Below are 25,936 nucleotides of genomic sequence, written 5' to 3'. Positions count from 1 at the left end.
TGGTCTCGGTGTCCTTCCCCCGTGAACGACGAGGACCCACCACCGGGGGCAGACCGGGGTGGTGCTCCTCGGCTACCGGGCAGGCGGTAGCAGCCACCCCGCACGCTAAGCCGACACCGAACTCGAATGAACATGAATGCGAAATAAATGACCTAAACGGACAAAAGTCCGCTTAGGGGATGCCCGCCCATCGGATGGGTAGGTATCAGGCGGCCCTGGTGAGAGCCTCGAAGTTTTCGTCGGTGAGCCGCACCTCGGCGCTGGCGACGTTCTCCTCCAGGTGCGCCACGGAGGACGTGCCGGGAATGGGCAGCATGACCGGCGAGCGTCGCAGCAACCAGGCGAGGGCGAGCTGCGCCGGTGTCGCGCCGTACTCGGTGCTGGCCACGTCCAGCGGGCCGCCGGGGCGGGCGAGGTCACCGGTGGCGATCGGGTACCAGGGGATAAACCCAAGGTCGTTGCGCTCGCAGTACTCCAGCACCGGCTCAGCATCCCGCTTGCTCACGTTGTAGAGGTTCTGCACGGTGGCGATCGGGGTGATCTGTCGGGCTGCCTCGATCTGCTCGACGGTCACCTCGGAGAGGCCGATGTGCCGGATCTTGCCCTCCTGCTGAAGCCGGACCAACTCGCCGAGTTGGTCCGCAAGGGGCACCTCCGGGTCGATGCGGTGCAGCTGGTACAGCGGAATGCAGTCCAGGTTTAGGTAGCGAAGGCTCATCTCGCACTGTTGCCGCAGGTACCTCGGGAGCCCGAGCGGCTTCCAGTCGTTCGGCCCGCCCCGGACCAGCCCTGCCTTGCTCGCGATGACGAGATCATCGGCGTACGGGTGTAGTGCCTCCTTGATCAGCACCTCGCAGACGAATGGCCCGTACGAGTCGGCGGTGTCGATGAACGTCACCCCGAGCTCGACGGCGCGTCGGAGTACCCGGACCGCCTTCGCCGGATCGTCCGGCATATCCCAGACTCCCGGGCCGGCGAGCTGCATGGATCCGTACCCGAGTCGGTTGACCGGGAGGTCGCCACCGATGCGGAAGGTACCGGAGGCCTTGACCGGCTGGCTATTGGCGTGCGGTGACATGCGGGCGTCCCCTCGTCGGGTCGGTGGGCGGCGGCAGACCTACCTGGTCTGGTATACCCCTACTGCCGCGGGTCAATCGCACAGTACCCATCGCCTTCGACCACTGTCGGGTGTGGTCGGGGTTCATCGGTCAGGTCGGGGCGAGTGGCCCGATTTGGCGGGAGTGGGCCGGTCGCCTCACTCCGACGCTGGTGGCGTCCTGGGCCGGGCGCGGAGGTGGGCACGCTCTCCCTGTTGGCCGAAGAGGCTGAGGATCTCGACCGGCTGATCCTCGGCGACGCCGAACCAGTGCGGGACCCGGGTGTCGAACTCGGCCGCCTCGCCGGGCGTCAGCACGAGATCGTGCTCGCCGAGCAGGAGCCGTAGCCGCCCGTTCAGCACGTAGAGCCACTCGTACCCGTCGTGGGTCTTTGGTTCTGGCTCCCGCCTTCCGGTCGGGATGATCAGCTTGAAGGCCTGGATGCCGCCGACTCGTCGGGTCAGCGGCAGCACGGTCATGCCGTGGCGGGTGACCGGGCGCAGGTGGATGCGGGGGTCGCCGGTGGGCGGTGCCCCGACGAGGTCGTCGAGGGTGACACCGTGGGCGCGGGCGAGGGGGAGGAGCAGTTCGAGGGTTGGCCGGCGGGTGCCCGACTCGAGCCGGGAGAGGGTGCTCACCGAAATGCCGGTCTCCGTCGAGAGCTCGGTCAGGGTGGTTCCACGCTGGCGGCGCAGGGCGCGCAGCCGGGGGCCGACCTCGTCAAGAGCCTGGTGCAGGTCACCCTCCATGGCCAAGAGTTTGCCACATCGGCAACAGAGTTTGCTGCCGCTGTTGGGCTGGGGGCACCGTGGCCGCAGGAGGTGGTCAGAATGACCGATCAGTTGCAGGAGAGCTACGACGTGGCGGTGGCCGGTGGCGGTGCCGCTGGCCTGAACGGGGCGGTGATGCTCGCCCGGTCGCGCCGATCGGTGGTGGTTCTCGACTCGGGTGTCCCACGCAACGCCCCGGCCGAGGGGGTGCACGGGCTGCTGGGCCGCGAGGATATGCCGCCGGCCGAGCTCCTTCGGCGCGGCCGGGCCGAGGTGCGCGGCTACGGTGGCCACGTCGTGACCGCCGAGGTCGCGGCCGCGGCTCGGGACGGTGCCGGCTTCATCGTGACCACGGTCGACGGCCGGTCGGTACGGGCCCGCCGCCTGCTGGTCACCACGGGACTGGTCGACCTGCTACCGAGCATTCCCGGGCTACCCGAACGCTGGGGCCGAGACGTTCTCCACTGCCCGTACTGCCACGGCTGGGAGGTGCGGGACCAGGCCATCGGCGTGCTCGCCACCAGTCCGCGATCGGCACACCAGGCCCTGCTCTTCCGTCAGCTCAGCGCCGACATCAGCTACTTCACCCACATGTCCGCCGGACCCGACGAGGAGCAGGCGGAGCAGCTGCAAGCCCGGGGTGTACGGGTGGTCACCGGTGCGGTGGCGGCCCTGGAGACCGCCGACGACCGACTCGTCGGGGTGCGGCTCGTGGACGGCACGGTCGTACCCCGGACCGCCCTGGCGGTTGGGCCGCGGATGGTGGCGCGGGCCGGGTTTCTGGCCGGGCTCGGGCTGCGGACGGTCGAGCACCCGAGCGGGCTCGGCGAGCACATCCCGGCCGATCCGACCGGGCGCACCGAGGTGGCGGGGGTCTGGGCGGCGGGCAACGTCACCGACCTGGTGGCCCAGGTAGGCGCCGCCGCGGCTGGCGGCGCTGTCGCCGGAGCCGCGATCAACGCTGACCTGATCGCTGCGGAGACCCAACGGGCGGTCACCGCCCTGCGACACCCGTTCTCGGGCCGGTCCGAGGCGCGGGTCGCCGAGCTGGTGGCGGGCGAGGGCCGGCACGGACTGTGACCGGCAACGGGGCGTCACGGGGCAGCCCGGAAGAGGGGCAATCAGGCGCGCGACAGCTGGCTGATCGGCTAGCGGACAGGACGCCGGGCATCGCACCGATGCACTGTTGTAGCAGGTGAGAGGCGTGGATGGCGGGCCACATCGGCGACCCTCGGCCTGGCGGGGCCAGCAGTGTTCCGGTCGGCACCGCCGCCCACCGAGCCCGGCGCGAGCGTCGTCGCTGACGCGATCCGTGCCGTCGGCCCGCCCCACCCACGCTTGGAAGGAGCCGACCCATGGCTGCTCCCACCGTGACCGTCGCCCTGAACGCGGCGGTCTACGCTCCCGGTGATGAGATGAGACTGACCGTCACCTACAGCGACACCGATACCTGCCCGGTGACCATCACCGTCGTGCTCACCGACGTGCGGGGCCGCAGTAGCGAGCCCGCGCAGGTGACCGCGGTCATCGACCCGCTCACCATCACCGTCACCGATGACGCCGGCCGCGCCTGGACGAAGCTGTCGGACAACGGCGCGGTGGCCAACTACCGGGCGGTGGCGTGATGCCCCGGGTCACCGTCACGGTGCGCGACTCCGGCGGGCGCACCGCCACCACCACCGCCGACTACCAGGTTGGTTCGCCCGTCCTGGGCGGCTACTACCTCTCCGGCAACGGAAATCCGATAGCGGACCTGGCGGGCGGGAACATCCGGTCACTGACCCAGTACCGCAGCTTCGCCGACGGCTATCTCTTCCCGGGGTGGAACAAGCCCTGGTTGACGGAGCTCGCCGGGGCCGGGATGAAGATCAATATGGTGCTGGAGCTGAAGCACTACGGCGCCCCGCACGCCAGAGAGCAGACGTTCCGGGTCAACGGTCGGACGTACACGGTCCCGGCCCCGGCGATGACCATCCAGCAACGGCCGGGGACGACCTGGCCCCGGGCGTACGGGTATGGCCAGGTGCTCTCCGGGCAGTGCGACGGACTGTTCGCGCGAGCGCTGGCGCAGTACCAGGAGATGGGCGTGGGGGTGAACCTCCAACTCGCCTCGGAGCTGGACACCGACCACGAGTTCGGCACCACGGAGGCGGGGAGGGCGTACTCCTGGGCGGAGTCTGACGCCCGTGCGGTGGCGGCGTTGACGTACATCGTCACCTGGTTCAAGGCCCGGAGCCTGCCCGCCGGCACCACCTTCTCAGTGGGGGCGGGCGGCTTCGACCGGGCCTGCTATCAGCGGACCCACCCGGAGGCGCTGATGGCGAAGCTCGACTTCCTGCAGTGGAATGTCTACGCCACCAGCGCCACGCACACCGCGCTGGCCCGGTTCCGCCGTACCAAGGGCTGGGCGGTCGCCGATCTGGGCCCGATCGCACTCTCCCGCCCGGTCCTGATCGCGGAGTGGGGGGTCCGGTCGGCTGAGCTTCCCGACCAGGCGGCGTGGATCAGGACCGTGCCGGCCGCCGTCGCCGCGCTCAACGCGGAGCGGGGGCCACGGATCGTGCGGACGAACTACTTCAACTCCGGCTGGGGCCGGCTGGTGCCGAAGGACGCCGGCCTGGCCGCACTCAAGGCTGCCTACACCACCCGACCGTACGTCTGAGGGGTTCGGGTGTGTGGCGTCGACCCGGTGCGCGGCGGCCCGGTCAGCGCTGGTGGCCTGGTGCGCGGCGGCGGTCCGGGGTGCGGCACCGGGGTCGGGGCTGGTGGCGGTGCCGGGGTGGGCTGTGGGCCCGGCGTGGTCGGTGGTGCCGGAACACGGTGGCTGCTCATCGACCGGGAGTTCCCGGCCCGGTCGGTGGTAACCGCATTCGTTAGGAACCCGGCCGTCCGGCCAACTGTTCCCGCATGCTGCCGCGCTGCGCCGCCCGGCTGATGTCGCTGGGCGACACGATCCCGACCAGCCGCCCGTCGTCCACCACGAGCGCCCGCCCGTCGGCGCAGTCGGTGAGCCGGGGAAGGAGCTCGTTGAGCGGCTCATCCGGGGCGGCGAGCACCAGTTCGTCGGTGCGGCAGGCGATCTCGGCGAGGGTAGTGGCGGAGCGGCGATCTGCCGGTACCCGGCGGACCCGGTCGAGGGTGATCAGCCCGACCGGCCGGTCGTCGGCGACCAGCGGCAGCGTCGAGTACCGGTAGGCGAAGAGGTAGTGCTCGATGAAGTCGGCCACGGTCATGTCGCCGGCGGCGGTCTGTGGCTCTGGGGTCATCACGTCGGCGATCCGGATGCCGCTCAGGGCGCTACCCATCCGGGCCTGCCGCTCCTCCATCGTGGCGGCGCCGATCAGGAACCAACCGATCAGAATCAGCCACAGGCCGCCGAACCCGCCGCCAGCGAAGAACTGCCAGAATCCCAGACCGATCAGGAGCGCTCCGAGGACCCAGCCGGCCCGGGCGGCCACCACCGACGCCTTGGTTCGGTCCCCGGTGGCCTTCCAGACCGCCGCCCGCAGCAGCCGTCCGCCGTCGAGCGGGGCGGCCGGCAGCACGTTGAAGACGGCCAGCAGCACGTTGATGCCGGCGAGCCAGGCTAGCGCGCCGAGCCACAGCCCGTCGTGCCCGGTCATCGCCACTGCCGCCGCGATGGCGCCGAAGAAGACGCCGATCAGTAGGCTCACCAGCGGTCCGATCCCGGCGATGCGGAGCTCCGCGCCCGGGTTCGGTGCCTCGCCCTTCAGCTCGGCGACACCGCCGAAGAGCCACAGCGTGATGCCGCTGACCTCGAGCCCGTTGCGCTTGGCGACGATCGCGTGGGACACCTCGTGGGCGAGCAGGCCGAGGAAGAAGACCACGGCGGCGGCGAGGCCGGCGAGCAGGTACGCGATCCCCGGCTGGTCCGGGTAGGTGCGGGGGAACTGGTTGGCGGAGAGCGCCCAGGCGATCACCAGGAAGATGACCAGGACACTCCAGTTGACCCCGACTGGTACGCCCACGATCCGGCCGAGCCGGAAGCTTGCCCTCATCTTCCGGGCATACCCCTGGACTCTGCCCCCATGCCAGGGGCGAAAGGACCACCGGTCGTCGCGAGCTCGTGCGGCCAGGGGGTTGGGCCCAGCGCCGGCCAGTGCCGATGCTACCCGCCGTCGGATGGACCGGGTGGCTTCGTGGCGACCGAATCGTTGGTAGCAGCCACCCGCGCGCTAGCCTCACGACGGCTAGAAAGAGACATGAGGCCGAAAATGTCCTCAGAAACGGCCAAGGTTATCGGCTTGGCAGTGGTCGGCTTCCGGGTTGGTGTGCCGGGTGCCTTGTACCGATATGAGGAATTTTGTGGTGAAATCACCTCATTATTCGGTTTGGTGGGCTTTAACTGCTTGTGCGGCTGGATGGCCGCTCCACCGCTTCACCAGGAGCGGGGACCGACCGACACGAAGGTAGATCACGATGCCGGACCAAGCACGGCCACCAGGACGAGCCCGTCGGCGGCGGCTAGCCCGGACGGCGACGACGCTGGGGGTGGCGACTCTCGCTGGCTTCGCGACCGTGGCCGCCACCGGATCCATGAGCTCCGCCCAAGCGCCAGGGACGTTCGCCCGAGCCTCCCTCCTCGGCAGCGACGGCGGCGGCGCCCCCGGCAAGGGCGGCCCGGAGCAGCACCGAAGCGGCTCCGCAAACAGTGGCCAGGGAGGTGACAAGAGCGCTGCCGGCAATCCGGGTTGGAGCCGGGAGGCGCACGGTGACGGGAAGGACAAGGGCACCCCGGTGCCCTGCGACCCCAACGCGCTGATCGCCGCGATCACCGCGGCGAACCAGGCCGGCGGCGGCACGCTCCGCCTGGCCGAGAAGTGCACCTACACCCTCACCGTCAACCAGGACAACAACGGACTACCCGCGGTCTTCCAACCCATCACGATCCACGGCCAGGGCGCCACCATCATCCGGGCCGCCGCCGCCGACAACTTCCGCATCTTCGAGGTCGTCACCGGCGGCGACCTCACCCTCAAAGACCTCACCGTCGCCGGGGGGCAGGTTGCGGATCTCGACGGCGGCGGCATCACTGCTGGCGAAGGCACCCGCCTGACCCTCGAACGGGTAACCGTCCGGGACAACATCGCCACCGGCGTGGATAGCGAAGGTGGCGGAATCTTCAGTGACCGGAGCAAGGTCACGATCACCAAGAGCACCATCACCCGGAACACTGTTGGCGGCGACGGCGGCGGCATCTTCAGCGACAACGCCGCCCTTTCGATCAGTAAGTCGAAGGTGACCCACAACACCGCCGGTGACGAAGGCGGCGGGTTGGCCAACGACGACGGAAACGTGACCGTGAGCCACGTCGTGATCAGCGACAACACCGCTGACGACGGTGGCGGCGTGCACGGTGACGGCGACCTCACCGAGATCGTCCACAGCGCCATCACCCGCAACACCGCCAGCGGCCTCGGCGGCGGTATCTACGACGACGGTGACGAATCCCTCCTGCTCCAGCACGTCAAGGTCACCGACAACACCGCCACCTCCGGCGGGGGGCTCTACCTTCTTGAGGACATCGGCGCCACCATTGAGGACAGTAAGATCGTTTACAACACCGCCACCACCGGCAACGGCGGCGGCATCGCCATCGTCGGCGTGGAAGACGGCGACCCCGTGGTGGCCCTGCGCCGCACCACCGTCTCCGGCAACCAGGCCGGGGATGTCGCCGGCGGCATCTACTTCAGTCCATTCAACGACACCACCGTCCTCACCCTCACCGACGTCCGTGTCACCGACAACCTCGCCCAAAACGACCCCGGTGGCGTCTACAACGGCGGCGTGATCGACGTCTTCGGCAAGGTCATCATCATCAACAACCGACCCAGCAACTGCACCGACAGCCCCAACCCCGTACCCACCTGCTTCGGCTGACCGATCCACCACAGCTGACGCCCCCGGCAGTCGCCGGGGGCGTCAGGCGTGCAAGCGGCACCCTTGGGAAGCGGTCCGACACACGTGGTCCCGCCAGCTACTGGGAGGTCGATCGCCCCGACTGGTCGCCGATCAGCAACAGTGACTTGCCGACCGTGGCGCGCATGGCCAGTGCGCGGTGAGCGTCAGCGGCCCGTTCCAGCGGGTAGGTGGCGCCGATCACCGGGTGCAGGCGTCCCCGCGTGGTCCGTTCCAGGGCCAGGCCCAACAGTTCGCGTACGGTCTGTCGGTCCGGCGGGCCGTCCAACAGTGGTGCGAATATCCGAATGCCGCGGCCCGCGGCCGAATCGGGGTCTGGGGTCGCGAGGCCGTCGGCGGTGCCGTAGGTGACGAGCCGTCCGCCGTCGGCGACCGCATCCAGGGTGGCCGTGCCGGTTGGGCCACCAGCCCCGTCGTAAACCAGCGCGACACCGCCGCCTGTTGCTTCCCGCACCTGATCGATCCAGTCCGGTCGGGTGTAGTCGATAGCGATCTCCGCGCCCAGTTGGCGGGCCAGCACCAGCTTGGAGTCGGTGGAAGCGGCGGCTACCACCCGCGCGCCGGCGTTGACGGCTAGTTGCACCAGCAGTGATCCGGCTCCACCAGCGGCAGCGGAGACCAGTACCCACTCTCCTTTCCGCGGCGTGCCCAGTTGGTCCAGGCGGAGCGCGGTCACGCCGTCGTGCACCAGTGCCGCGGCTGCCTCGATGGCCAGGCCGTCGGGAACTGGCAGGATCTCCTCGACGTGCGCGGCGACTCGTTCGGCGTAGCCGGTGCTGGTCTGTACGACTACCCGCCGGCCAATCCATGCCGGGTCCACCCCGTCGCCGGTCTGCACGACTACGCCTGCTCCGCCGCCACCCGGCACATAGGGCAACGTGCGGGGGAAGAAGTCCTGTCCCCAGCCGCTGCGCAGCAGGGTGTCGAGGAAGATGACGTCCGCCGCGGCTAGGGCGACGACAACCTGGCCGGGGCCGGGCGCCGGGTCGGGCAGTTCCGCAGGCGACAGCACCTCTGGACCGCCGAAGGCGGTTACCTGGATTGCGCGCATGTGTAAGTAGCACCCCTTTGGGACAGACAGCATCCCGACCAGGGTTCAACCTAAACCTCGGTTGAGGTCAAGCCACCCGCTCCGACTGTCCGACGTCGCCACCGCCTACGAAGTGGCAGGGCTAGGTTCAGCGACCCAGTGCCCTGCCCCTGACCCCTGCTACGAAGGTGGCCTATGCACTTGGGTCGCAGGGGAGGTGGTGGCCTTCCTGGACCGGGTGCGACCGGTGACCGGACCTTGGGTCATCCACCTGCCCGCCGCCGTGAACGACCTGCTCTCCGCCCAGCGGCTCGACCGGGTGGTGGCGCACTGGGTCCCTGCGATCGGCTCATGCCCGGCGGCCTACGCTGCCGGCTCTGGCCCGACCACGCCGGGGTCTGCGCCCGGCATCCCCGGCGGCGGTGATCCCGGCGGTCTCAGCGCGGGGCGAGGCGGTCGGTGCCGAGGCGGTCGCGCAGTACCTCCGGCACCAGGACACTCCCGTCGGGCTGCTGGAACTGCTCCAGGATGGCCGGGAACAGGCGGCTGGTGGCCAGCGCCGAGCCGTTCAGCGTGTGCACGAAACGGGTCTGCTTGCCACCCGGCTCGCGGTAGCGGATCGCCGCCCGCCGGGCCTGGTAGTCGCCACCCCAGGAGACCGACGAGACCTCCTTGTATTTTCCGGTGCTCGGCATCCAGACCTCGATGTCGAGGGTCTTGCGCATCGCGGCGCTCGAATCGCCGGCCGCGAGCAGGCTGCGCTGGTAGTGCAGGCCCAACCGCTCCACCAGGCCCTCGGCGTGGGCGACCATCGCCTCCAGCGCCGCGTCGGCCTGCTCCGGCAGGACGAACTGGAAGACCTCCACCTTGTTGAACTGGTGGCCGCGCACGGTGCCGCGCTCGTCCGAGTGCGACCCGGCCGCCTCCCGGCGGTAGCACGGGGTGTACGCGAACACCTTCAGCGGCAGCTTCGTGGCGTCCAGGATCTCGTTCTGGTACGCCCCGAGGATCGCCGTCTCGGCGGTCGGCAGCAGGAACTGACCACGGGGGGCGGACTGCCGGCCCAGGTGGTAGACGTCGTCGTAGAACTTGGGGAACTGCCCGGCGGCGAAGCCGGCAGTCTCCAGCAGCAGGTGCGGCGGGAGCAGGAACTCGTAGCCGGCCGCGATGTTCTGGTCGATCAGCCAGTTGACCAGCGCCCACTCCAGCCGGGCGCCCAGCCCGGTGTACATCCAGAAACCGGAGCCGCCGAGCTTCACGCCCCGCTCGTGGTCGACCAGGCCCAACCGTCGGCTCAGCTCGACGTGGTCGCGCACCTTCTCGATCGCCGGTGGCTCGCCGAAGGTCTTCACCACCCGGTTGGCCTCCTTGCCGCCGGGCACCACGTCCTCGGCGGGCAGGTTCGGCAGCTCGCTCATGCGCACCCGGAGCTGGTCCTGCACCTGGCCCAGCTCGGTCTCCAACTCGGCGAGCTGCCGGCGACCGGCGTCGGCCACCGTCGGCTCCGGCTCGCGGCCGGCCCGCTTGGCCTCCGCGTACGCCCGGGCTTCCGCCTTGCGGCGTTGCCGCTCGCCGTCGATCTCGGAGATCAGACTGCGCCGCTGCTGGTCAAGCTGCGACAGCTCGTCCAGCGCCTGGCTCACCTCCGCCGGGTCCAGTCGCTTGGCCAGCGCGGACGCCACCGCGTCGCGGTCTTTCCGGATCAACTCCATGTCGAGCATGCTGCTCCGTACGCCTCCGTCCGGATATCAGGTGGACCATCAGATGCTACCGTCGCGGGCCCACCGCCCCCGGCCTGCCCTCAGCGTCGGCTCCGGCTACCGCACGCGGAAGGTGATGTCGGCGCGTTGGAGCCGCTCCAGCAGGGCATCGCCCATGGCGGTGACCGGGGTGACCTGGCCGGTGGTCGCGGGCAGGTCGTCCAGGGCGAGGCAGAGCGCCGACTCGGCGAGCATCTTCGCCGTCTCGTCGTAGCCGGGGTCACCACCGGCCACCTCGGTGCGTACCTGCTGCCCGCCGCTCTCGGCGAGGAACCGCAGCTGGAACCAGGAGCGGGCCCGCCGTTCGGGGCTCGGGCCCTGCCCGGGGCGCAGCCGACCGAACAGCCAGCGCCGGGTCGGCGGCAGCTTCACCAGCACCGTCACGGCGGCGATCCCGGCCGCCCCAGCGAGCAGGGTGGGGAGCCGCCGTACCGCCGCGAAGTGCCGGTAGCGGAAGTCCGGCCCGTACTCCGGGCGGGCGGCTGCCGAGCGGCGGACCACCTGGGGGTCGATCGTCGGTAGCGGCACAACCCACGTGCCGAGTTCGGGGGAGCGGGCGATCCGGCCGGACACCGCCCGGACCCGTCGGCCCTCCGGTCGCGGCTCGACCGCCCGCCGGGCCGCGGCGGCCCGGCTCGTCTCGCCGGTCCGGGAGAACGCGGTCAGGGCCGAGTGGTACGTGCCGCCGGAGAAGCGGCCCCCAGCCCGGACGAAACCGTCGATGCTGATCGGCGCGCCCGTCGGGAGCTGCTTGAGTGTGAACCAGACACCCAGGTCGTACGGGATCGAGTCGAAACCGCAGGTGTGCACCAGCCGGGCGCCGGTGCGGACCGCTGTCTCGTGGTGTCGTACGTACATCAGGTCGACGAACTCCGGTTCGCCGGTGATGTCGAGATAGTCGGTGCCCGCCGCGGCGCAGGCGGCCACCAACGGCTCGCCGTGGTGGATGTACGGGCCCACGGTGGAGGCGACCACCCGGGCGCGCTCGGCCACCGTCCGCAGCGACGCGGGGTCGGTGACATCGGCGGTGAGCAACGGCAGCTCGGCCAGGGTTGAATCGATGGCGGCGAGTCGACTCCGGACGGCTGTGAGCTTGTCCGGGTTCCGCCCGGCCAGCGCCCAGCGCAGCCCGGGCGGCGCGTGCTGGGCCAGGTATTCGGCGGTCAGGCTCCCGGTGAAGCCGGTGGCGCCGAACAGGACGAGGTCGTACGTCCGCTCCGGAGGCATCTGCCGAGTCTGCCACCTGAGACGGCTATCCGGCAGGGGGCAGATCCGGGCTGAAGACGGCCCGAACGCAGCCGTCCCGTCGGTCCCGGAACAGCGCGTACCCGCGCGCCCCCTCCTCCAGCGGCAGTCGGTGGGTGGCCAGGTACTCGGTCCGTAACTCGTCGCGGGCCATCCGCTCCAGCAGCGTCGGCACCTGCCCCGCCCCGTGTTGCCGCGCACCCCGCACCCGCAACCCCTTGGCGCCGACCGCGTCCAGCGGAAAGGCGTCCACCTGCCCGGTGAACTCGCCGAGCACGACCACGGTGCCGCCCTTTCGGCAGGAGTGCACCGCCTCGCGGACCGCCGGGGGGCGCTCCGCCGCGTCGGTGAACCGCTCGGCCAGGGAACGCGGCCGTCCGTCCCAGGCTGGTCCGACCGCCTCCACACAGATGTCCGGCCCCCGCCCGCCGGTTCGTTCGCGCAGCTCGGCGGGGATGTCCGCGTGCCGTGGGTCGACCGTCTCCGCGTCGGTGTGCCGTCGTGCCATCCGCAGCCGGTCCTCCTGCGGATCCAGGATTATCACCCGGTCGGCGCCGAGCAGGCTGGCCGCGTGGGCGGTGAGTTGACCGACCGCCCCGGCACCCCAGACCGCCACCACGGCTCCCGGGTGGACCCCGCCCAGCTCGGCGGCGAGCCAACCGGCGGGGGCGGCGTCCGCGGCGAAGAGTGCCCGTTCGTCGCTGACCGCGTCTGGGACGCCGTACGCACCGACATCGGCGTACGGGACGCGGACGTACTCGGCGTGCCCGCCGGCGAACCCGCCCGCAGCGGTGGGTCGCCCGAAGGCGCCGGGCACGGCTTGGCCGTACGCCAGCTCGCTCGCCTCCGGCACCAGGCTTCCGTTGTCGCAGCACCACGGTGCGCCGGAGCGGCACTGCCAGCAGGAGCCGCAGGCCACGGTGGAGCTGGCCACCACCCGGTCGCCGACCCGGTGCCGGTGTACCTGTGGTCCCACCGCGACGACCTCGCCCAGGAACTCGTGCCCGAGCACATCCCCGTCGGCCAGGTACGGTGCCCGACCGGCCAGGAGGGGCAGGTCCCCGCCGCAGGTGGCGCTCAGGCGTACCCGCACGATGGCGTCGTGGCCGTTGCGCAGTTCCGGATCGGGTACCTGCCGGACCGCGACCCGGCCGGCGCCCATCCAGCACAGCGCCCTCATCCGGCCAGCCCCCGGTCGATCGGCGAGCGGTCGGCGCGGAGCACCTCCCCGGTCTCGGCGAGCTGCTTGGCCTGTCGCAACGCGGTCCGCACCACCCGGTCGGGGTCGTTGCCGGCCACGTGCGCGGCGAGGCCCGGAAGGGTCGCACCAGGACGGATCCGCGCCGCCAGCTCGGTGCCCCGGCCCGCTGGCGCGGGCCAGACGTCCACCTGGATGGCGCGGCCGAGTCGACGCAGCGGCTCCGGCCGTCGCCCGCCGGGCAGTACCTCGTTGGGCGGCCGGTTGACCGTCACCACCTCCCAACCACCGCCGCCCGGCGGGGCATCGGGACGCGGGTCGGCCGGGTGAAACCGCCGTCGGGCACCGGCGAGCCTCGCCAGCATCCCGGCAGCGGTCCCGGCCCGTCTGGTGCGGTGTCTCACCCCGTGCCTCCCGTCGGGTCGGTCCGTTTGCCCGGGTTTCCGGCTTCCCGCCGGACGCCACTCTTCCCAGCGTCGGCTCAGCCTGGGTGAACCGGGTTCCCCCGGAAGGGGTGAACCGGCACCGGCCGGGTAACCGCGGACCTGGGGAGAACGTGTCCGATGGGGGTGGGCCGATGCCGGCGGAGCGACGGCAGACCACGGGGGCCGGTGCGCCGCTACTGGCCTCCCGACTGACCCCGGGTCCACTACCCGGACCGGTGGTCCTGCGGCCCCGGCTGCTACGGCAGCTTGACGAGGGCACCGCCGGACCGGTGACGCTTGTCGCCGCGCCGGCGGGCTGGGGCAAGACGACGTTGCTCACCTCCTGGTATCAGGCCGCCACCGGCGGCGACCCGGTGCGGGGCGGTCCGGTGACCGGCGCCGCCACCGGGGATCGTGTCGGGTCGCCGACGGAGGTCGGGGCGCGTGCGCCGGGCCCGTCGGAATCGGGGTCCGGCCGGTCCCGGCCGGACCTGGGCTGGGTCTCGGTGGAGGCCGGTGACGACGGCGAACGCCTCTGGTCGTACCTGGCGGCGGCGCTGCGGCCCGACCCGCCGCGGTCGACGGCGTTGGCCGGTCCGCCGCGACTGGACCAGCTGGAGGTGCTGGCCGCGGCACTTGCTGCCCGGGAACGGCCGGTGCTGCTGGTCCTGGACGATCTGCACCGGATCACCGACCCGGCGGCGGTCGCCGGATTGGAGTTCCTGCTCCGCCACTGTGAGCAGCGGCTGCGTCTGGTGGCCGGGGCTCGTGCCGGGGTGCCGTTGGCGGTCCACCGGTGGCGGCTGGCCGGCGAGCTGAGCGAGCTCGGTCCAGACGACCTGGCCTTCACCGGCGACGAGGTCGCCGACCTACTGACCGCACATGGGACGGCCCTTCCGGCGGAGGGGGTCCGGCGGCTGCGCGAGCGCACCGGTGGGTGGCCGGCGGTGCTCCGGTTCGCCGCGCTCGCCTTGCCCGGGCAGCCGGACCCGGCCCGGTGGGTGGGGCGGCTCGGCAGTGACCAGCCGGACATCGCCGGCTACCTGCGGGAGGAGGTCCTTGGCGGGCTGGATCCGGACGACCGGGAGCTGCTGCGAAGCACGGCGGTGGCGGACGCCGCCTGCGCCGGCCTCGCCGACGCGGTGACCGGCCGCCCGGACAACGCCGCGAGGCTGGCCGGGCTGGCCGGCGTCGGCGGCGTACTGCGGCACGACGACGGCCGACCCCCCTGGTACCGCTGTCATCCGCTCCTGGCCGATCTGCTCCGCGACGAGCTGGCCCGGTGGCCCGCCGTTGAGGCGCGGGAGCTGCACCGGCGGGCCGCTGGCTGGTATGCCGACAACGGGCGGCCCGCCGACGGCCTACGGCACGCGCTCCAGGGCGGCGACTGGTCCGGGGCCACCGAGCTGTTCCGCACGACCTGGCCGGAGCTGGCGCCGTACGACCGGGAGTGTTCGCCCGCGCCACCACCACCACCTGCCGAGACCCTGGCGCGGGACCCGGAGCTGGCCGTGGCATGCGCGGCGGAACGGGCGTACGCGGGGGACCTGCCGGCCGCCGAGGGGTATCTGCGGTCCGCCGGGGTGGTGAGTGAACTGCCGGCGCCCCGCCGGGAACGCTTTGCCCGGTTGGTCGCCGCGGTGGAGCTCGCGGTGGTCCGCTGGTCCGACGACATTCCGGCGGTACGCGCCGCCGCCGCCCGGTTACTCGCCACCCATTCGGCGACCGGGGCATCCGGGGGGCAGGACCGTATGCCGGCCACCGCCGAACCGCGCGAGAGCACCGTCGAGGACGCCGACGGGTGGGCGGTGGCGGGCACCGCGCTCGGCCTGGTCGAGGTCGCGGTCGGTGAGTTGGCCAACGCGGAGCGACAACTGGCGGCGGCGTCCCGGGCCGCCCGGGCCGCCGGATGGGTACGAACCGAGCTGGCCGGTGCCAGCCGGGTAGCGCTGTTGCGCGCGGTCCGCGGTGACCTGCGGCAGGCGGAGACCGGGGCCCATTCCGCGCTCGCCCTTCCGCCCGGCCAGGGGTGGTCCTGCCGGACCGACCGCGGGTACGCGTACCTGGCGCTGGCGGTGGTGGCGCTGCTGCGGGACCAGCCCGAGGAGGCGGCGGCGAACCTGGCGTTGGCGGAGCCGGCGACCGGGGAGCCCGCCGCCGGGGCGGTGGTGGCGTGGTGCTGGTCCCACCTGTTGCGGGACTCCGGTGACCGCACAGGTGGGTACCGGCTGCTCGTCTCGGCCCGGGAGCGGCTGGGTGGTCCGCGGGAGCAGTTGGGCGGTCCGCGGGGGGAGCTGGAGCGGTGGCTGCGGGCGGCCGAGGCCGACCTGCATGTGGCTCGGGGTGACCTGGACGTCGCCCGCGAGCTGCTGGTTGGGGCGGGCCCCGAACTCGCGGTGGGCCTCGCTCGGGTGGAGCTCCGGGCCGGTGATGTCCGGACGGCCGAGGCGGTCCTGCCCGACTGGCAGGCGCCCGAGGCGGCGGACTGGCCGCTACCGGTGCGGGTGGAGGCCGCGGTGCTGCACGTGGTGCTGGCCGAGCAGGTGGGCGATGGCCGACGGGCGCACCGGACCCTGGAGGCCGCCCTCGACCTGGCCGGAGCGGAGGGGGTCCGGCGGCCGTTCACCCGCGCCGATCCGGAGATCCGCGACCTGCTGGCAGCGCATCTGGATACCGGAACGGCGCATTGGTCGGTGGTGAGCGACCTGGTCCGCGGGGCGGAGGATCCGGACGAACGGGCCGGGCCGGCCAGGGCCGCGCTGGCCGAGCCACTGACCGAGCGTGAAGTGACCATCCTCCGCTACCTGCAGAGCATCCTTTCCAACGTGGAGATCGCGGCCGAGCTGTCGTTGTCGATCAACACGGTCAAAACCCATGTCCGCAACATCTATCGCAAGCTCGACGCCACCCGCCGCCGGGAGGCCGTCCGTCGGGCCCGGGAACTGCGGCTGATCTGATCTGAACGGCGGCGGCGACCAACACCGCCACGGCGCCGGTCATCCCCGGTCGGCGCCGTCGACCGCCGCCAGCAGGTCGGCGAGGTCGTATCCACCGTTGTGTCGGGCACCGTTGACGAACAGGGTCGGGGTGGCCTGCACGCCGCTGCGGATGCCGCCGACGAAGTCGCGCCGGACTCGGTCGCCGTGGGCCTGCTGATCGGTTTCGGCGTCGATTTCGGCGGCGGAGAGGCCGAGTTGTCCGACGCCGAGCGAGAGATGCACCGGGTCGAGCTGGTCCTGGTGTTCGTACAACCAGTCGTGCATCTCCCAGAACCGGCCTCGGACGCCGGCCGCCTCGGTGGCATGGGCGGCGTTGTCCGCGTACGGGTGCACGTTGGAGATCGGGAAGTGTCGGTAGACCAGCCGGACCGTGTCGGCCCGTTGCCGGAGCAGTTCGGCGAGGTTGGCGTAGGCCACCCCGCAGAACTGGCACTGGAAGTCCGCGTACTCGACGAGGGTCACCGGCGCGTCCACCGGTCCCCGGATATGGTCGCTCTCCGTCACCGGGGTTCGGAGGAGTGGGGTGACCTGGTGTGGGGTCGTCATCACCGCACCACCAAACGGTTGCCGCATGCCGACTGGGCCGGCACGTTCGGATCGGTCATGCCTACCACTGTCGCCGGCAGCGGGGTGAGGAGGGCTCACCCGGCCCGGATGGTTCCCGACCCCGGGCGCCGACGCGACGAGGCGGTTGTGGGGCCGGGGTGCCGGCTGAGCGCGTGCTGGGCGACCACGCCGGGTGGCCTGGGGTCTCCGCCTTTCGTCGCATCGGGCCGCTACATTGGGCCGTGACTGTTTCGGGTCTCGGGTACTTTGGCCCTTGACTGTTTGGGTGGAGAACTGTTCAGGTGGATAGCTGTTCAGGTGGAGAACTGTTCGGATGAGGGCTGTTCGCGTTGGGGGTTGTTCCCGTAAAGACAGTCCCGTAACCGAAGGGTGAAATATTCGGATAAGGCTGACCTGGCATTCGAACCACAAGAACTACTCATCCCAGGGGGTGGCGACCGAGTGTGTGGGAGGAATACTCTCGGTCGCGGCCTGCGTACTGATGAGGCGCCTGTTGACGGGCGAGTGGAGGTGCTCGCGTGAGCCTGTCGATCGTAAAGTCGGTCCTACCCGGGAGCGTCGTGGAGATCTCACCACGCGGTGAGATTGATGTCGATACCGCATACGAGGTGCGTGAGGCGGTCGCTGAGGCCCTGGCCAAGAGCCATCCTCGCCGCATCGAGTTGAACATGCGGTTGGTGACCTTCATCGACTCTGTCGGCATCAGCGCGATGGTTGCCGGCTTCCAGACCGCCGAGGTGAGCGGTGTGCGGCTGGTGGTGACCGAGCCGAGCCGATTCGTACACCGGCAGCTCTGGGTCGCTGGCCTACTCGGCCTCTTCGGCGCCCCCGAGCCCTACTTTGCTCAGGCGACGGCCCCGGAGGTCCTGCCGGGGGGCTGACCAGCTCGTGCTCCGGCGGTGCGCGGGCCGGGAGCTGTTCGTCCGCGGACGGCTCCCGGCCCACGCACCCGGGTTAGTAGACCGACAGGTGCACGTGGTTTGTGTGGTCGCTGGAGGGATCGCCGGCGGCCCCGCTGTACGACTTCCACCCACTGCTGGGCAGCCAGATCTGCCGATACCAGATCACGTACAGCACCGCGAGTTGGTCGGCGTTGCCCACCAGGAACGCCGCCAGGTTGTTGCCGTATGTTCGGTCGTCGCCGGTGGCATCTCCGCCGAAGCCGTCCTGCTGAGCGGCGAAGTCGCAGGCCCGGCCCTTTGGGTGCTCGCCGGAGCTGCCGGGGCGATAGCAGGACACATAGCGGGTGAAGCCGGCCGCCTTGGCCTCGTTCAGCGCATGCAGCGTTCGCGGGGTAATGCAACCATCCGCCGGCGTGGGGTCATTGACGCTGCAGGTTTCGGCCGGCCAGGAGCCGTCCGGGTTGCGCGGGGCCGGGGCTGCCTGGGTCGAGTTCTGGGTGGTGTTGGTGGCGGCGGCTGCGGCGCTGGCCTGCTCGTTGGCGACCGCCAGCGCCTGCTCCGCCTGCTGCTTGCGCTTGGCCATCAGGGCCTCTTGCTTGCGCTGTTCGATGATCTCCGCTTCGCCCGCGCGGGTGTCCTGCGCGATCTGTTCCTGGGTCTGCTGCAACTCGTGTAGAGCACGGTTCTCGTTGGCGGCCATCGCCTCCAGCGTCGCGACGCGGTCCAGGAAGTTCGCCGTTGAGGTGTTGTCAAGCAGCACCGACGCCGTGCGCAGTGGACCGGTCCGATATGCCTGGTCGGCGATCTGCTCAACCAGCTCGGTGCGCTCGGCCTGCTCGGTCTTGGCGGTCTTGAGCTTGGCGGTGAGCTGCTGCTGCCGCTGCACCGACTCGGTCAGGGCCTGTTTGGCGTCCAGGTACCCCTTGCTGGCTGCCTCGAGCTCGGCACGGAGGGCAGGGGTCCCGCCCTCCGGATCGTCGTTCACCGCGATCTGTCGAGCAGGGGGAGCGGCTGCTGCAGGGCCGACCGGGGCAAGGCCGACGCTGAGGGTGAACGCCACGACGATCAGTGCCGCCACCCGGGCGGCGCGGCGTCGTACGGGTGCCACTGCTGGCATATGCAGATGTCCTTCCGTCGACCACCGACCGGGTTAGCTGACGGGTTCGGGACGGAAGATCCCTACCGCTGACGCGGATGCACCCCAGGTACCTGGTTCCCCGGCTCACCCTGGCGGGTGATTAGGCGGCGGCCCCGCCGGCACCGGTGGGTGCCGCCTGGCGAGGCCGGCCCAGAGCCTAACCGGTGCTCCTGAGCCGGGCGTACTCGGCAGTTGGTCAGGGACTACTACCACCCGACGGAACCGCAGTCCCCACTGGTTGGCGCCGGCTCGACCTGTATTGTCGCGTGCTCGATTCGGAAGTCCTCCTTCAGCGCGGACCGGGCGGCTTCGAGGACCGTGCCAAGGTCGGCGGCGGGGGCGATGGTGAGGTGCGCGGAGACTACCTCCATCCCGGAGGTGAGGGTCCAGATGTGCAGGTCGTGCACGTCGCTCACCCCGGATACGGCGACCAGTCGGTCGTGCACCGCGGTGACTTTCAGGTGTTCCGGCGCGGCCTGCACCAGGATGCGTAGGGCCGCCCGGCCGAGCCGCCAGGTCCGCGGCAGGATGAACAGCCCGATCGCCACCGCGACGAGCGGGTCGGCCCACCACCAGCCGGTGCCGGCGATGACCAGTGCCGCCGCGATCACGCCGAGGCTGCCGAGCAGGTCGCCCAGCACCTCGAGGTAGGCACCCTGGATGTTGATGCTCTCCTGTGCCCCCGGGCGTAGCAGCGCGAAGGCGACGATGTTGGCGAGCAGACCCAGGATGGCCACAACCAGCATGGGCCCGGTGCTCACCTCGGGCGGATCACCGAACCGGCGGACGGCCTCCACCAGCACATAGATCGAGACGGCGGAGAGGAGTACGGCGTTGGCGAGGGCGGCCAGCACCTCCAGCCGGTAGAGCCCAAAGGTTCGCTGCGGGTCACTGGTGCGGCGCCGGGTGGCGGTCAGCGCGGCGAGGGCCATGCCGATGCCGAGGACATCGGTGAACATGTGCCCGGCGTCGCTGAGCAGGGCCAGAGATCCGGTGCGGACGGCGGTCACCGCTTCCGTCACCATCAGGGCGGCGAGCAGGGCGAAGGCGGCCCAGAGGCGCCCCCGGTGCCGTTGCCCCGCGTTGGCCACCGCCCCGTGGTGGTCATGTGCTGAACCCACTCGGACACCTTCCGTCGGCTGTCCGGTCCTGCGCCCAACCTATGTTCACATTGCCATGTGTATAGCTATCTGCGGGAAATCGCCCTGAGCCGTGCCGCGAAACCGCGACCAGCGGTGACACCCCGGCGCCCCCCCACCCCGGAAGGTGACACCCCGGGCGGCGCGAACCGGTCGGGCCCCGCTCAACCGGACAGGTCAACCGTGGTGAGCCGTTGGGTGGCGCGGGACAACGCGACGTACAACGTCCGTACGCCCGACCCCGGCTCCGCCCGGATCTCGCCCGGGGCGACCAGGACGACGCCGTCGTACTCCATGCCCTTGGCCTCCAGGCTCGTCACCACCTGCAACCGGGGTGCGTCGATTCCGTCCAGCCAAGCGGCGACCTCGGCCCGGCGCGGCACCGGCGTGACCACGCCGACCGTGCCGGGGACCTCGGCGAGCAGGGTGTTGACCACCGCCAGCACGGTGGTCTCCAACTCAGCCGGCGGCACGCTCAGCCGCACCGGGTCAACCCCGGTGGAGCGGACGGCGGTCGGCAGCGGGAGGTCCGGATCAACCCGTCGGATCTCGGCCGCCGCCACCGCGAAGATCTCCGCCGGGTTGCGGTAGTTGGTGGTCAGGGTGAAATGGTGCCGCGCACGCCGGCCGAGGGCCTGGTCGCGGGCTCGGGACAACTCCGCCGGGTCGCCGGTCCACGCCGTCTGCGCGGGGTCGCCGACGACGGTCCACGAGGCCAACCGCCCCCGGCGGCCGACCATCCGCCACTGCATCGGCGACACGTCCTGGGACTCGTCCACCACCACGTGCGTGTACTCGCGATAGTCCTCGGGGCGTTCCCGGGCCGCCGCTCGGGCGGCGCGCTGCCGATCGCTGAACGTGCTGAGCTCGCGTACCCCGCCGGCCAGCTGGAACGGGTCCCGCCGAGGCCGGGCCGGCTTCATCGGCTTGCCCAGCAGGGCGTCCAACTCGTCGAGTAGCGCGACGTCGGCCACGGTCAACCCAAGGGCGGCCCCGGCCCGGTACGCCTCGTTGAGCAGGCGGACCTCGTCGGCGGAGAGCACTCCCGCGGCGTAGCGGCGCAGCCGTTCGGGCTGGGCCAGCCAGCCGAGTACGTGCCGCGGGTGGAGCCGCGGCCACCACGCCTTGAGGAACTCGCGAAAGTCCGTCCGGTCGGCCAGCTCATCCTCGAACGCCCGCTGCTGCGGCAGGCCGGGAATGCCCACCTTCCGGGCCTGCGCCCAGAGCGCGGCGAAGACGCCGTCGAAGCCGACCCGGCGTACCTCGTTGCGCCGCGCGCCCCGCCGCAACGCCCGATCGCGGATCGCGGTCAGCTCGCGACGAGTCACCCGCAGTAGCTCCCCCCGGTAGAGCAGCCGCAGCTCGTCCGGGGTGCCCGGCGCGGCGTCCCGGGCGGCCCGCTCCAAGACCTGCCGCATCCGCAGCGAGCCCTTCACCGCGGCGACCTCCGGTGGGTCGGTACGGGTCGCCCGGACCCCCGGGAAGAGCCCACCGAGCGCGGCGAGGGTGGCGGTCTCCTCGCCCAGCGACGGCAGCACCGAACCGATGTACTCGACGAACACGGCCGACGGCCCGACCACCAGAATGCCGCCGCCGGCGTACCGGCTGCGGTCGGTGTAGAGCAGGTACGCCGCGCGGTGCAGGGCCACCGCCGTCTTGCCGGTCCCCGGGCCGCCGGAGACCACGGTGACACCGGAGCCCGGCGAGCGGATCGCCTCGTCCTGCTCCCGCTGGATGGTCGCCACGATGTCCCGCATCCCCCGCCCGGTTGCCTGGGACAGGGCGGCCAGCAGGGCACCATCGCCGACCGTCGTCATATCCGGCGGAGTGGCGGCCGGGTCGAGCAGGTCGTCCTCGATCCCGGTGACGCGCTCTCTACTCGAGGAGATCATGCGGCGACGGATCACGCCCAGCGGCTGTGCCGGGGTGGCCCGGTAGAAGGCGGCGGCGGCCGGGGCCCGCCAGTCCACCACCAGTGTCCTGGCATTCTCGTCCCGGATGCCGAGGCGGCCGACGTGCAGCACCTGCCGGTTGTGCAGGTCGAGTCGGCCGAAGACGAGCCCCTCGTGCTCAGCGTCGAGCAGGTGCCGGCGCTGCGCCGCGTGAAAGACCATCGCGTCTCGCTCGACCAGCGCGCCGAAGTTGCCGACCCGGGCCAGGCGGTAGCCGTCGGACTCGGCGCGGACCGCCGCCTGGCGCAGTTCGGCGAGGCGCGCGTACACCCGGTCCAGGTGCCGCTGCTCGACGGCGATCTCCTGTTCCAGCTCGGTCCGGTCGGTCAACGTTCGTTCCTCCTGGCGTCGGCGACCAGCGCGGTGGTCAACCGCACGAGGGTACGCCCCGGCCGTGTCCCGCAAGTTTCAGGTTCGGTGTGGCCCTACCGGACGACCGGCGCGGGGCCGTCGAGAACCTGGCCCAGCACCCCGGCCAGGGCGGTCAGGGTCGCCAGCCGGTGTTGGGCACCGATCGAGGCGCGGAACCCGATCGAGCGGAGTGACGCGTGGGCCACGGCGTGGGTGACCAGGTGAAGGTCGCCGCCGAGCTGGGCCAGGGTGGCGGTGGGCAGCGGCAGACAGCTGGATCGCCCGTGCCCGCGCGCGTCGTAGGTCACCACCCGTACGTCCGGCATCGCCGCCTCCCTGGGCCGTGCGGATCCGCCACCCCGGCGGCACCCGGAGAACGATGCGGCCCGCCGGGATGTCCCGACGGGCCGCACCGTTCGTCGCTCCCCGAGCGGGGCAGCTGGCTGGCGGGAGGGTCAGCCCTCGAAGACGCCGGCCTCGACGAGGCGCTTCTCGGTGGCGTCCCAGCCGTCACCCGGGTGGGTGGTGTTGAGGACGCTCAGCTCGGCCCGGATCTTGGCGGCGTGCCCCGCGGCGGCCAGCGTCCGGATCTCCTCGACGAAAGCGTCGGAGTCGGTGCGCAGGTGTGCCGTCCTGCCGTTGGTCAGGTTACGTACGTACGCGTTCCGGCCGCCGTTGAGCGGGATCACGTACTTGAACTCGCCCAGCACGCTGAGGGCACCACCCTGGCCAGCCTGGCCGGCCCGGACAGACGCGCGCGCGGTCTTCGAGGTGTTACTCGCCACGGAGGTACTCCTTGCAGACGTACGGTGAGGACGCGGGTAAGACGTCCGGGGGCTGGTGCGGACCTCACCCGGTGGGTGATCCCGCGGAGAATTCGCGGCACAGGCCGCCAATGGAACTGTACACGAGCGGGGGCCTGGGTTGGCCACCGCCTCGGGCTGGTCCAACGGGCTCACCCGACCGGCTATTCCGGGACCCGAATTCTCCGAATCCCTAGCGCACCATCCGGCACACCAGTCATGATGTGCCCCGGTAGCCACCTGGCGCGACGAGGTCGTAGGGGAAGACGCACCCCGCTCCCCGGGAGGTCACCGTGCCAACGCGTGGCGTCGTATACGTCCACTCGACCCCGCTCGCCGTGTGCTCGCACGTCGAGTGGGCGATCGCGCGCGTCCTTGCGGCGCCGGTCAACCTGCAGTGGACAGCTCAGCCCGTTGACCCCGGCGCCCGCCGGGCGGAGTGCGGGTGGACCGGCCGCCCCGGAACGGGCGCCGAGCTGGCTGCTGCCCTTCGGCAGTGGCCCATGATCCGGTTCGAGGTCACGGAGGAGCCGGGTCCCGGCGCGGATGGGGAACGCTTCATGTACGTCCCCGGCCGCGGGCTCTTCCAGGCAACCGTCGGCGCGGCCGGCGACATTCAGCTCGGTGAGGACCGATTGCGCAGCATCATGGCGGCTGCCCGGGCGCCCGAGGCCCTCGCCCACGCCCTGGAGAAGGCCCTCGGGGCGGCCTGGGACGCCGAGTTGGAGCCCTACCGGTACGCCGGTGACGGGGCCCCGGTGACGCTGCTCACCCGCGTCGGCTGAGGTCCAACCCCTATAAGGTGAGGTCGCCACGTGTTTCGGTGGCGGCCATTCGGCGCGGGTAGGGTCGACCTGCCCCAACCGGCGTCGAAAGAGTGGGATGGCTCGCGTGTCGATACCTGCACGACGTGGCGGTGTCGCGGTCATCGCGCTGGCCGCACTCACTGCCCTGCTTCTTGCCGGCTGCACCGGCGGCCCGGGGCGCGCGCAGCCGACTGAGGCGACGAGTGGCCCGGCATCCGGCCCGTCGCCCACCGGCCCGGTCGCGGATCCGGCGGCCAGTGCCGCCGCCCTGGCCAGCACGCTGGCGGATGAGGACCTCGTCGGCCAGGTGTTGATGCCGTACGCCTACGGTGCCGCCGCCGATCAGGTCCCGGCCGGCTCGGCCGCCGGCAACCAGGAACTGGCCGGCGTCGACACCCCCGCCCAAATGATCGCGAAGTACCGCCTCGGCGGGCTCATCCTCGTCGGCTTCAGCGCGGACGACCCGACCAGCGGCAACCAGGAGACCACCAACGTTGACAACCCGGAACAGGTTCGGGCGCTGACCACCGGGCTGCGGTCCGCCGCCGCCGACCTGGCCACCGGCGAGGCGCCGTTTCTGATCGGCACCGATCAGGAGTACGGGGTGGTCACCCGGATCACCGACGGGGTCACCATGCTGCCCAGCGCGTTGGCCGCGGGGGCGGCCGGCAAACCTGAGCTGACCGAGGCCGCCTGGCGGGCTGCCGGCACCGAACTCGCCGCGATGGGCATCAACGTGGACTTTGCTCCGGTCGCCGACGTGCTGGTCACCCCCAGCACCGTGATCGGGTCCCGGTCCTACGGCGCTGACCCGTCGGTGGTGGCCGAGCAGGTCAGTGCCGTGGTGAGCGGTCTGCAGGCGACCGGCGTCGCGGCCACCTTGAAACACTTTCCCGGCCACGGGCACAGCGCCACCGACTCCCACGAGGAATTGCCGGTGCTGCCGCAGCCCCGCACCGTGCTTGAGCTGGAGGCATGGCGTCCCTTCGCGGCCGGCATCGAGGCCGGCGCCCTCGCCGTGATGTCCGGGCACCTCGACGTCAGCGCGGTCGATCCGGGCACCCCGGCGACGTTCTCGCACACCCTGCTCACCGAGGTGCTCCGCGGCGAGCTCGGCTTTGCGGGGGTGGTGATCACCGACGGGATGAACATGGCCCCCGCCAAGCGCTGGTCGCCCGGCGAGGCCGCGGTCCGGGCGCTGAACGCCGGCAACGACCTGATCCTCATGCCGCCGAACGTCGGCCAGGCGTACGACGGGCTGCTCGCCGCGTTGCGCGACGGCTCGCTGCCCCGAACCCGGCTGGTGGAGGCGGTTACCCGGGTGCTGACCATGAAGTTCACCCTGGCCGGTGCGGCCACCCCGGAACTGGACGTCCTCGGCGCGCCGGCCCACCAGGCGGCGGCCACCGAACTCGCCACCGCCGCGGTGACCGCGCTGCGCGGCCCGTGTGGCAGCCCGGTCTCCGGGCCGGTCACCGTGACCGCCTCCGCCGGCCGGGAGCACACCCGGGCGATGCTGATCGAGAAGTTGACCGCGGCCGGGGTGTCGGTAACCGACACCGGCGGTGCCGTGGTCCACCTGGTCGGCTACGGCGACAGCGCCGACGATCTGAGCGCCGACGCCGCTGTGACCGTCGCCATGGACACCCCGTACCTGTTGGCCGAGGCGGACTCCCCGGCGTTGCTGGCGACCTACTCGTCGAGCCCGGCGTCGATGACCGGGCTGGCCGAGGTGCTGGCCGGCGAGGCCATCCCGGCCGGCCGTGCACCGGTGCCGGTATCCGGCCTGCCCGCCACGACCTGCGGCAGCTGAG

The 25,936-nt window shown here is 71.5% G+C and carries 21 protein-coding genes, 1 pseudogene and 1 riboswitch; of the genes and pseudogenes, 8 read left to right on the top strand and 14 right to left on the bottom strand.

All coding sequences use genetic code 11. The annotated features are described in order from the left end of the window. Nucleotides 1-205: 205 nt before the first annotated feature. On the bottom strand, nucleotides 206-1,078 hold the full coding sequence (locus T398_RS20345; protein WP_496449116.1) for an aldo/keto reductase: 873 nt from the start codon (nucleotides 1,076-1,078) through the stop codon (nucleotides 206-208). A gap of 177 nt (nucleotides 1,079-1,255) precedes the next feature. Further along, a complete protein-coding gene (locus tag T398_RS20340; protein WP_496449114.1) occupies nucleotides 1,256-1,846 on the bottom strand; it encodes a helix-turn-helix domain-containing protein in 591 nt (196 codons plus the stop codon). Between the two features lie 81 nt (nucleotides 1,847-1,927). Between T398_RS20340 and T398_RS20335 the strand changes: the two genes are divergently transcribed. The 3 genes from T398_RS20335 (at nucleotide 1,928) to T398_RS20325 (ending at nucleotide 4,529) form a co-directional block, all read left to right on the top strand. Further along, complete coding sequence (locus T398_RS20335) at nucleotides 1,928-2,947, top strand: NAD(P)/FAD-dependent oxidoreductase (protein WP_496449112.1); 1,020 nt, start codon at nucleotides 1,928-1,930, stop codon at nucleotides 2,945-2,947. Between the two features lie 275 nt (nucleotides 2,948-3,222). Next, complete coding sequence (locus tag T398_RS20330; RefSeq protein WP_496449110.1) at nucleotides 3,223-3,492, top strand: hypothetical protein; 270 nt, start codon at nucleotides 3,223-3,225, stop codon at nucleotides 3,490-3,492. Continuing rightward, nucleotides 3,492-4,529, top strand: a complete 1,038-nt coding sequence (locus T398_RS20325) for a hypothetical protein (protein ID WP_496449108.1) — start codon at nucleotides 3,492-3,494, stop codon at nucleotides 4,527-4,529. Before T398_RS20330 ends, T398_RS20325 begins: the two co-directional genes overlap by 1 nt. A gap of 211 nt (nucleotides 4,530-4,740) precedes the next feature. Here the strand turns inward: T398_RS20325 and T398_RS20320 are convergent, their stop codons facing one another. Continuing rightward, entirely contained in the window at nucleotides 4,741-5,886 is a 1,146-nt protein-coding gene (locus T398_RS20320; protein ID WP_496449107.1) for a site-2 protease family protein, read from the bottom strand. A gap of 493 nt (nucleotides 5,887-6,379) precedes the next feature. Between T398_RS20320 and T398_RS20315 the strand changes: the two genes are divergently transcribed. Further along, the gene (locus tag T398_RS20315) at nucleotides 6,380-7,768 is read left to right on the top strand and encodes a right-handed parallel beta-helix repeat-containing protein (RefSeq protein ID WP_496449141.1); all 1,389 of its coding nucleotides are present in this window, start codon (nucleotides 6,380-6,382) and stop codon (nucleotides 7,766-7,768) included. A gap of 97 nt (nucleotides 7,769-7,865) precedes the next feature. Here T398_RS20315 and T398_RS20310 read toward each other — a convergent pair whose 3' ends face one another. The 5 genes from T398_RS20310 to T398_RS20290 all read right to left on the bottom strand — a co-directional run bounded on the left by T398_RS20310 (nucleotide 7,866) and on the right by T398_RS20290 (nucleotide 13,405). After that, entirely contained in the window at nucleotides 7,866-8,858 is a 993-nt protein-coding gene (locus T398_RS20310; protein ID WP_496449105.1) for a zinc-binding dehydrogenase, read from the bottom strand. Between the two features lie 416 nt (nucleotides 8,859-9,274). Next, complete coding sequence (gene serS, locus T398_RS20305) at nucleotides 9,275-10,558, bottom strand: serine--tRNA ligase (RefSeq protein WP_496449103.1); 1,284 nt, start codon at nucleotides 10,556-10,558, stop codon at nucleotides 9,275-9,277. A 96-nt stretch (nucleotides 10,559-10,654) separates the two neighbouring features. Further along, nucleotides 10,655-11,824: a saccharopine dehydrogenase family protein gene (locus tag T398_RS20300; RefSeq protein WP_496449101.1), complete on the bottom strand. Its 1,170-nt coding sequence runs from the start codon at nucleotides 11,822-11,824 to the stop codon at nucleotides 10,655-10,657. A gap of 25 nt (nucleotides 11,825-11,849) precedes the next feature. Continuing rightward, nucleotides 11,850-13,022: an alcohol dehydrogenase catalytic domain-containing protein gene (locus tag T398_RS20295; RefSeq protein WP_496449100.1), complete on the bottom strand. Its 1,173-nt coding sequence runs from the start codon at nucleotides 13,020-13,022 to the stop codon at nucleotides 11,850-11,852. Then, the gene (locus tag T398_RS20290; RefSeq protein ID WP_496449140.1) at nucleotides 13,019-13,405 is read right to left on the bottom strand and encodes a hypothetical protein; all 387 of its coding nucleotides are present in this window, start codon (nucleotides 13,403-13,405) and stop codon (nucleotides 13,019-13,021) included. The genes T398_RS20295 and T398_RS20290 overlap by 4 nt, the downstream gene beginning before the upstream one ends. Nucleotides 13,406-13,617: 212 nt before the next feature. Here T398_RS20290 and T398_RS20285 point away from each other — a divergent pair, with 212 nt between their 5' ends. Continuing rightward, nucleotides 13,618-16,422, top strand: a complete 2,805-nt coding sequence (locus tag T398_RS20285; protein ID WP_496449098.1) for a winged helix-turn-helix domain-containing protein — start codon at nucleotides 13,618-13,620, stop codon at nucleotides 16,420-16,422. Between the two features lie 39 nt (nucleotides 16,423-16,461). Here T398_RS20285 and T398_RS20280 read toward each other — a convergent pair whose 3' ends face one another. Next, the gene (locus T398_RS20280; RefSeq protein ID WP_496449096.1) at nucleotides 16,462-17,010 is read right to left on the bottom strand and encodes a DsbA family protein; all 549 of its coding nucleotides are present in this window, start codon (nucleotides 17,008-17,010) and stop codon (nucleotides 16,462-16,464) included. Nucleotides 17,011-17,549: 539 nt separating this feature from the next. Here T398_RS20280 and T398_RS20275 point away from each other — a divergent pair. Then, nucleotides 17,550-17,912 carry an STAS domain-containing protein gene (locus T398_RS20275; protein ID WP_026323026.1) on the top strand — a complete coding sequence of 121 codons (363 nt, stop codon included), beginning with the start codon at nucleotides 17,550-17,552 and terminating at the stop codon, nucleotides 17,910-17,912. A 73-nt stretch (nucleotides 17,913-17,985) separates the two neighbouring features. Here the strand turns inward: T398_RS20275 and T398_RS20270 are convergent, their stop codons facing one another. The 5 genes and pseudogenes from T398_RS20270 to T398_RS20250 form a co-directional block, all read right to left on the bottom strand. Then, nucleotides 17,986-19,041, bottom strand: a complete 1,056-nt coding sequence (locus T398_RS20270; RefSeq protein ID WP_496449138.1) for a coiled-coil domain-containing protein — start codon at nucleotides 19,039-19,041, stop codon at nucleotides 17,986-17,988. A 15-nt stretch (nucleotides 19,042-19,056) separates the two neighbouring features. Continuing rightward, a riboswitch (cyclic di-AMP (ydaO/yuaA leader) is annotated at nucleotides 19,057-19,188 on the bottom strand. Between the two features lie 89 nt (nucleotides 19,189-19,277). Beyond that, entirely contained in the window at nucleotides 19,278-20,192 is a 915-nt protein-coding gene (locus T398_RS20265; RefSeq protein WP_496449093.1) for a cation diffusion facilitator family transporter, read from the bottom strand. Between the two features lie 182 nt (nucleotides 20,193-20,374). Further along, on the bottom strand, nucleotides 20,375-22,492 hold the full coding sequence (locus T398_RS20260) for a HelD family protein (protein WP_496449091.1): 2,118 nt from the start codon (nucleotides 22,490-22,492) through the stop codon (nucleotides 20,375-20,377). A gap of 224 nt (nucleotides 22,493-22,716) precedes the next feature. Further along, a pseudogene (locus T398_RS20255) lies at nucleotides 22,717-22,830 on the bottom strand (alpha/beta fold hydrolase); the annotation flags it as partial. Between the two features lie 138 nt (nucleotides 22,831-22,968). Further along, a complete protein-coding gene (locus tag T398_RS20250; RefSeq protein WP_496449089.1) occupies nucleotides 22,969-23,298 on the bottom strand; it encodes a hypothetical protein in 330 nt (109 codons plus the stop codon). A 311-nt stretch (nucleotides 23,299-23,609) separates the two neighbouring features. Between T398_RS20250 and T398_RS20245 the strand changes: the two genes are divergently transcribed. After that, on the top strand, nucleotides 23,610-24,101 hold the full coding sequence (locus tag T398_RS20245; protein ID WP_496449088.1) for a DUF3145 domain-containing protein: 492 nt from the start codon (nucleotides 23,610-23,612) through the stop codon (nucleotides 24,099-24,101). A 97-nt stretch (nucleotides 24,102-24,198) separates the two neighbouring features. Beyond that, nucleotides 24,199-25,935, top strand: a complete 1,737-nt coding sequence (locus T398_RS20240) for a glycoside hydrolase family 3 protein (RefSeq protein ID WP_496449086.1) — start codon at nucleotides 24,199-24,201, stop codon at nucleotides 25,933-25,935. Nucleotide 25,936 lies beyond the last annotated feature (1 nt).

This window comes from Salinispora goodfellowii (genome assembly GCF_059570675.1).
Note: the sequence above shows the minus strand (reverse complement) of the source record. Positions and strands in the feature narration are given on the sequence as shown.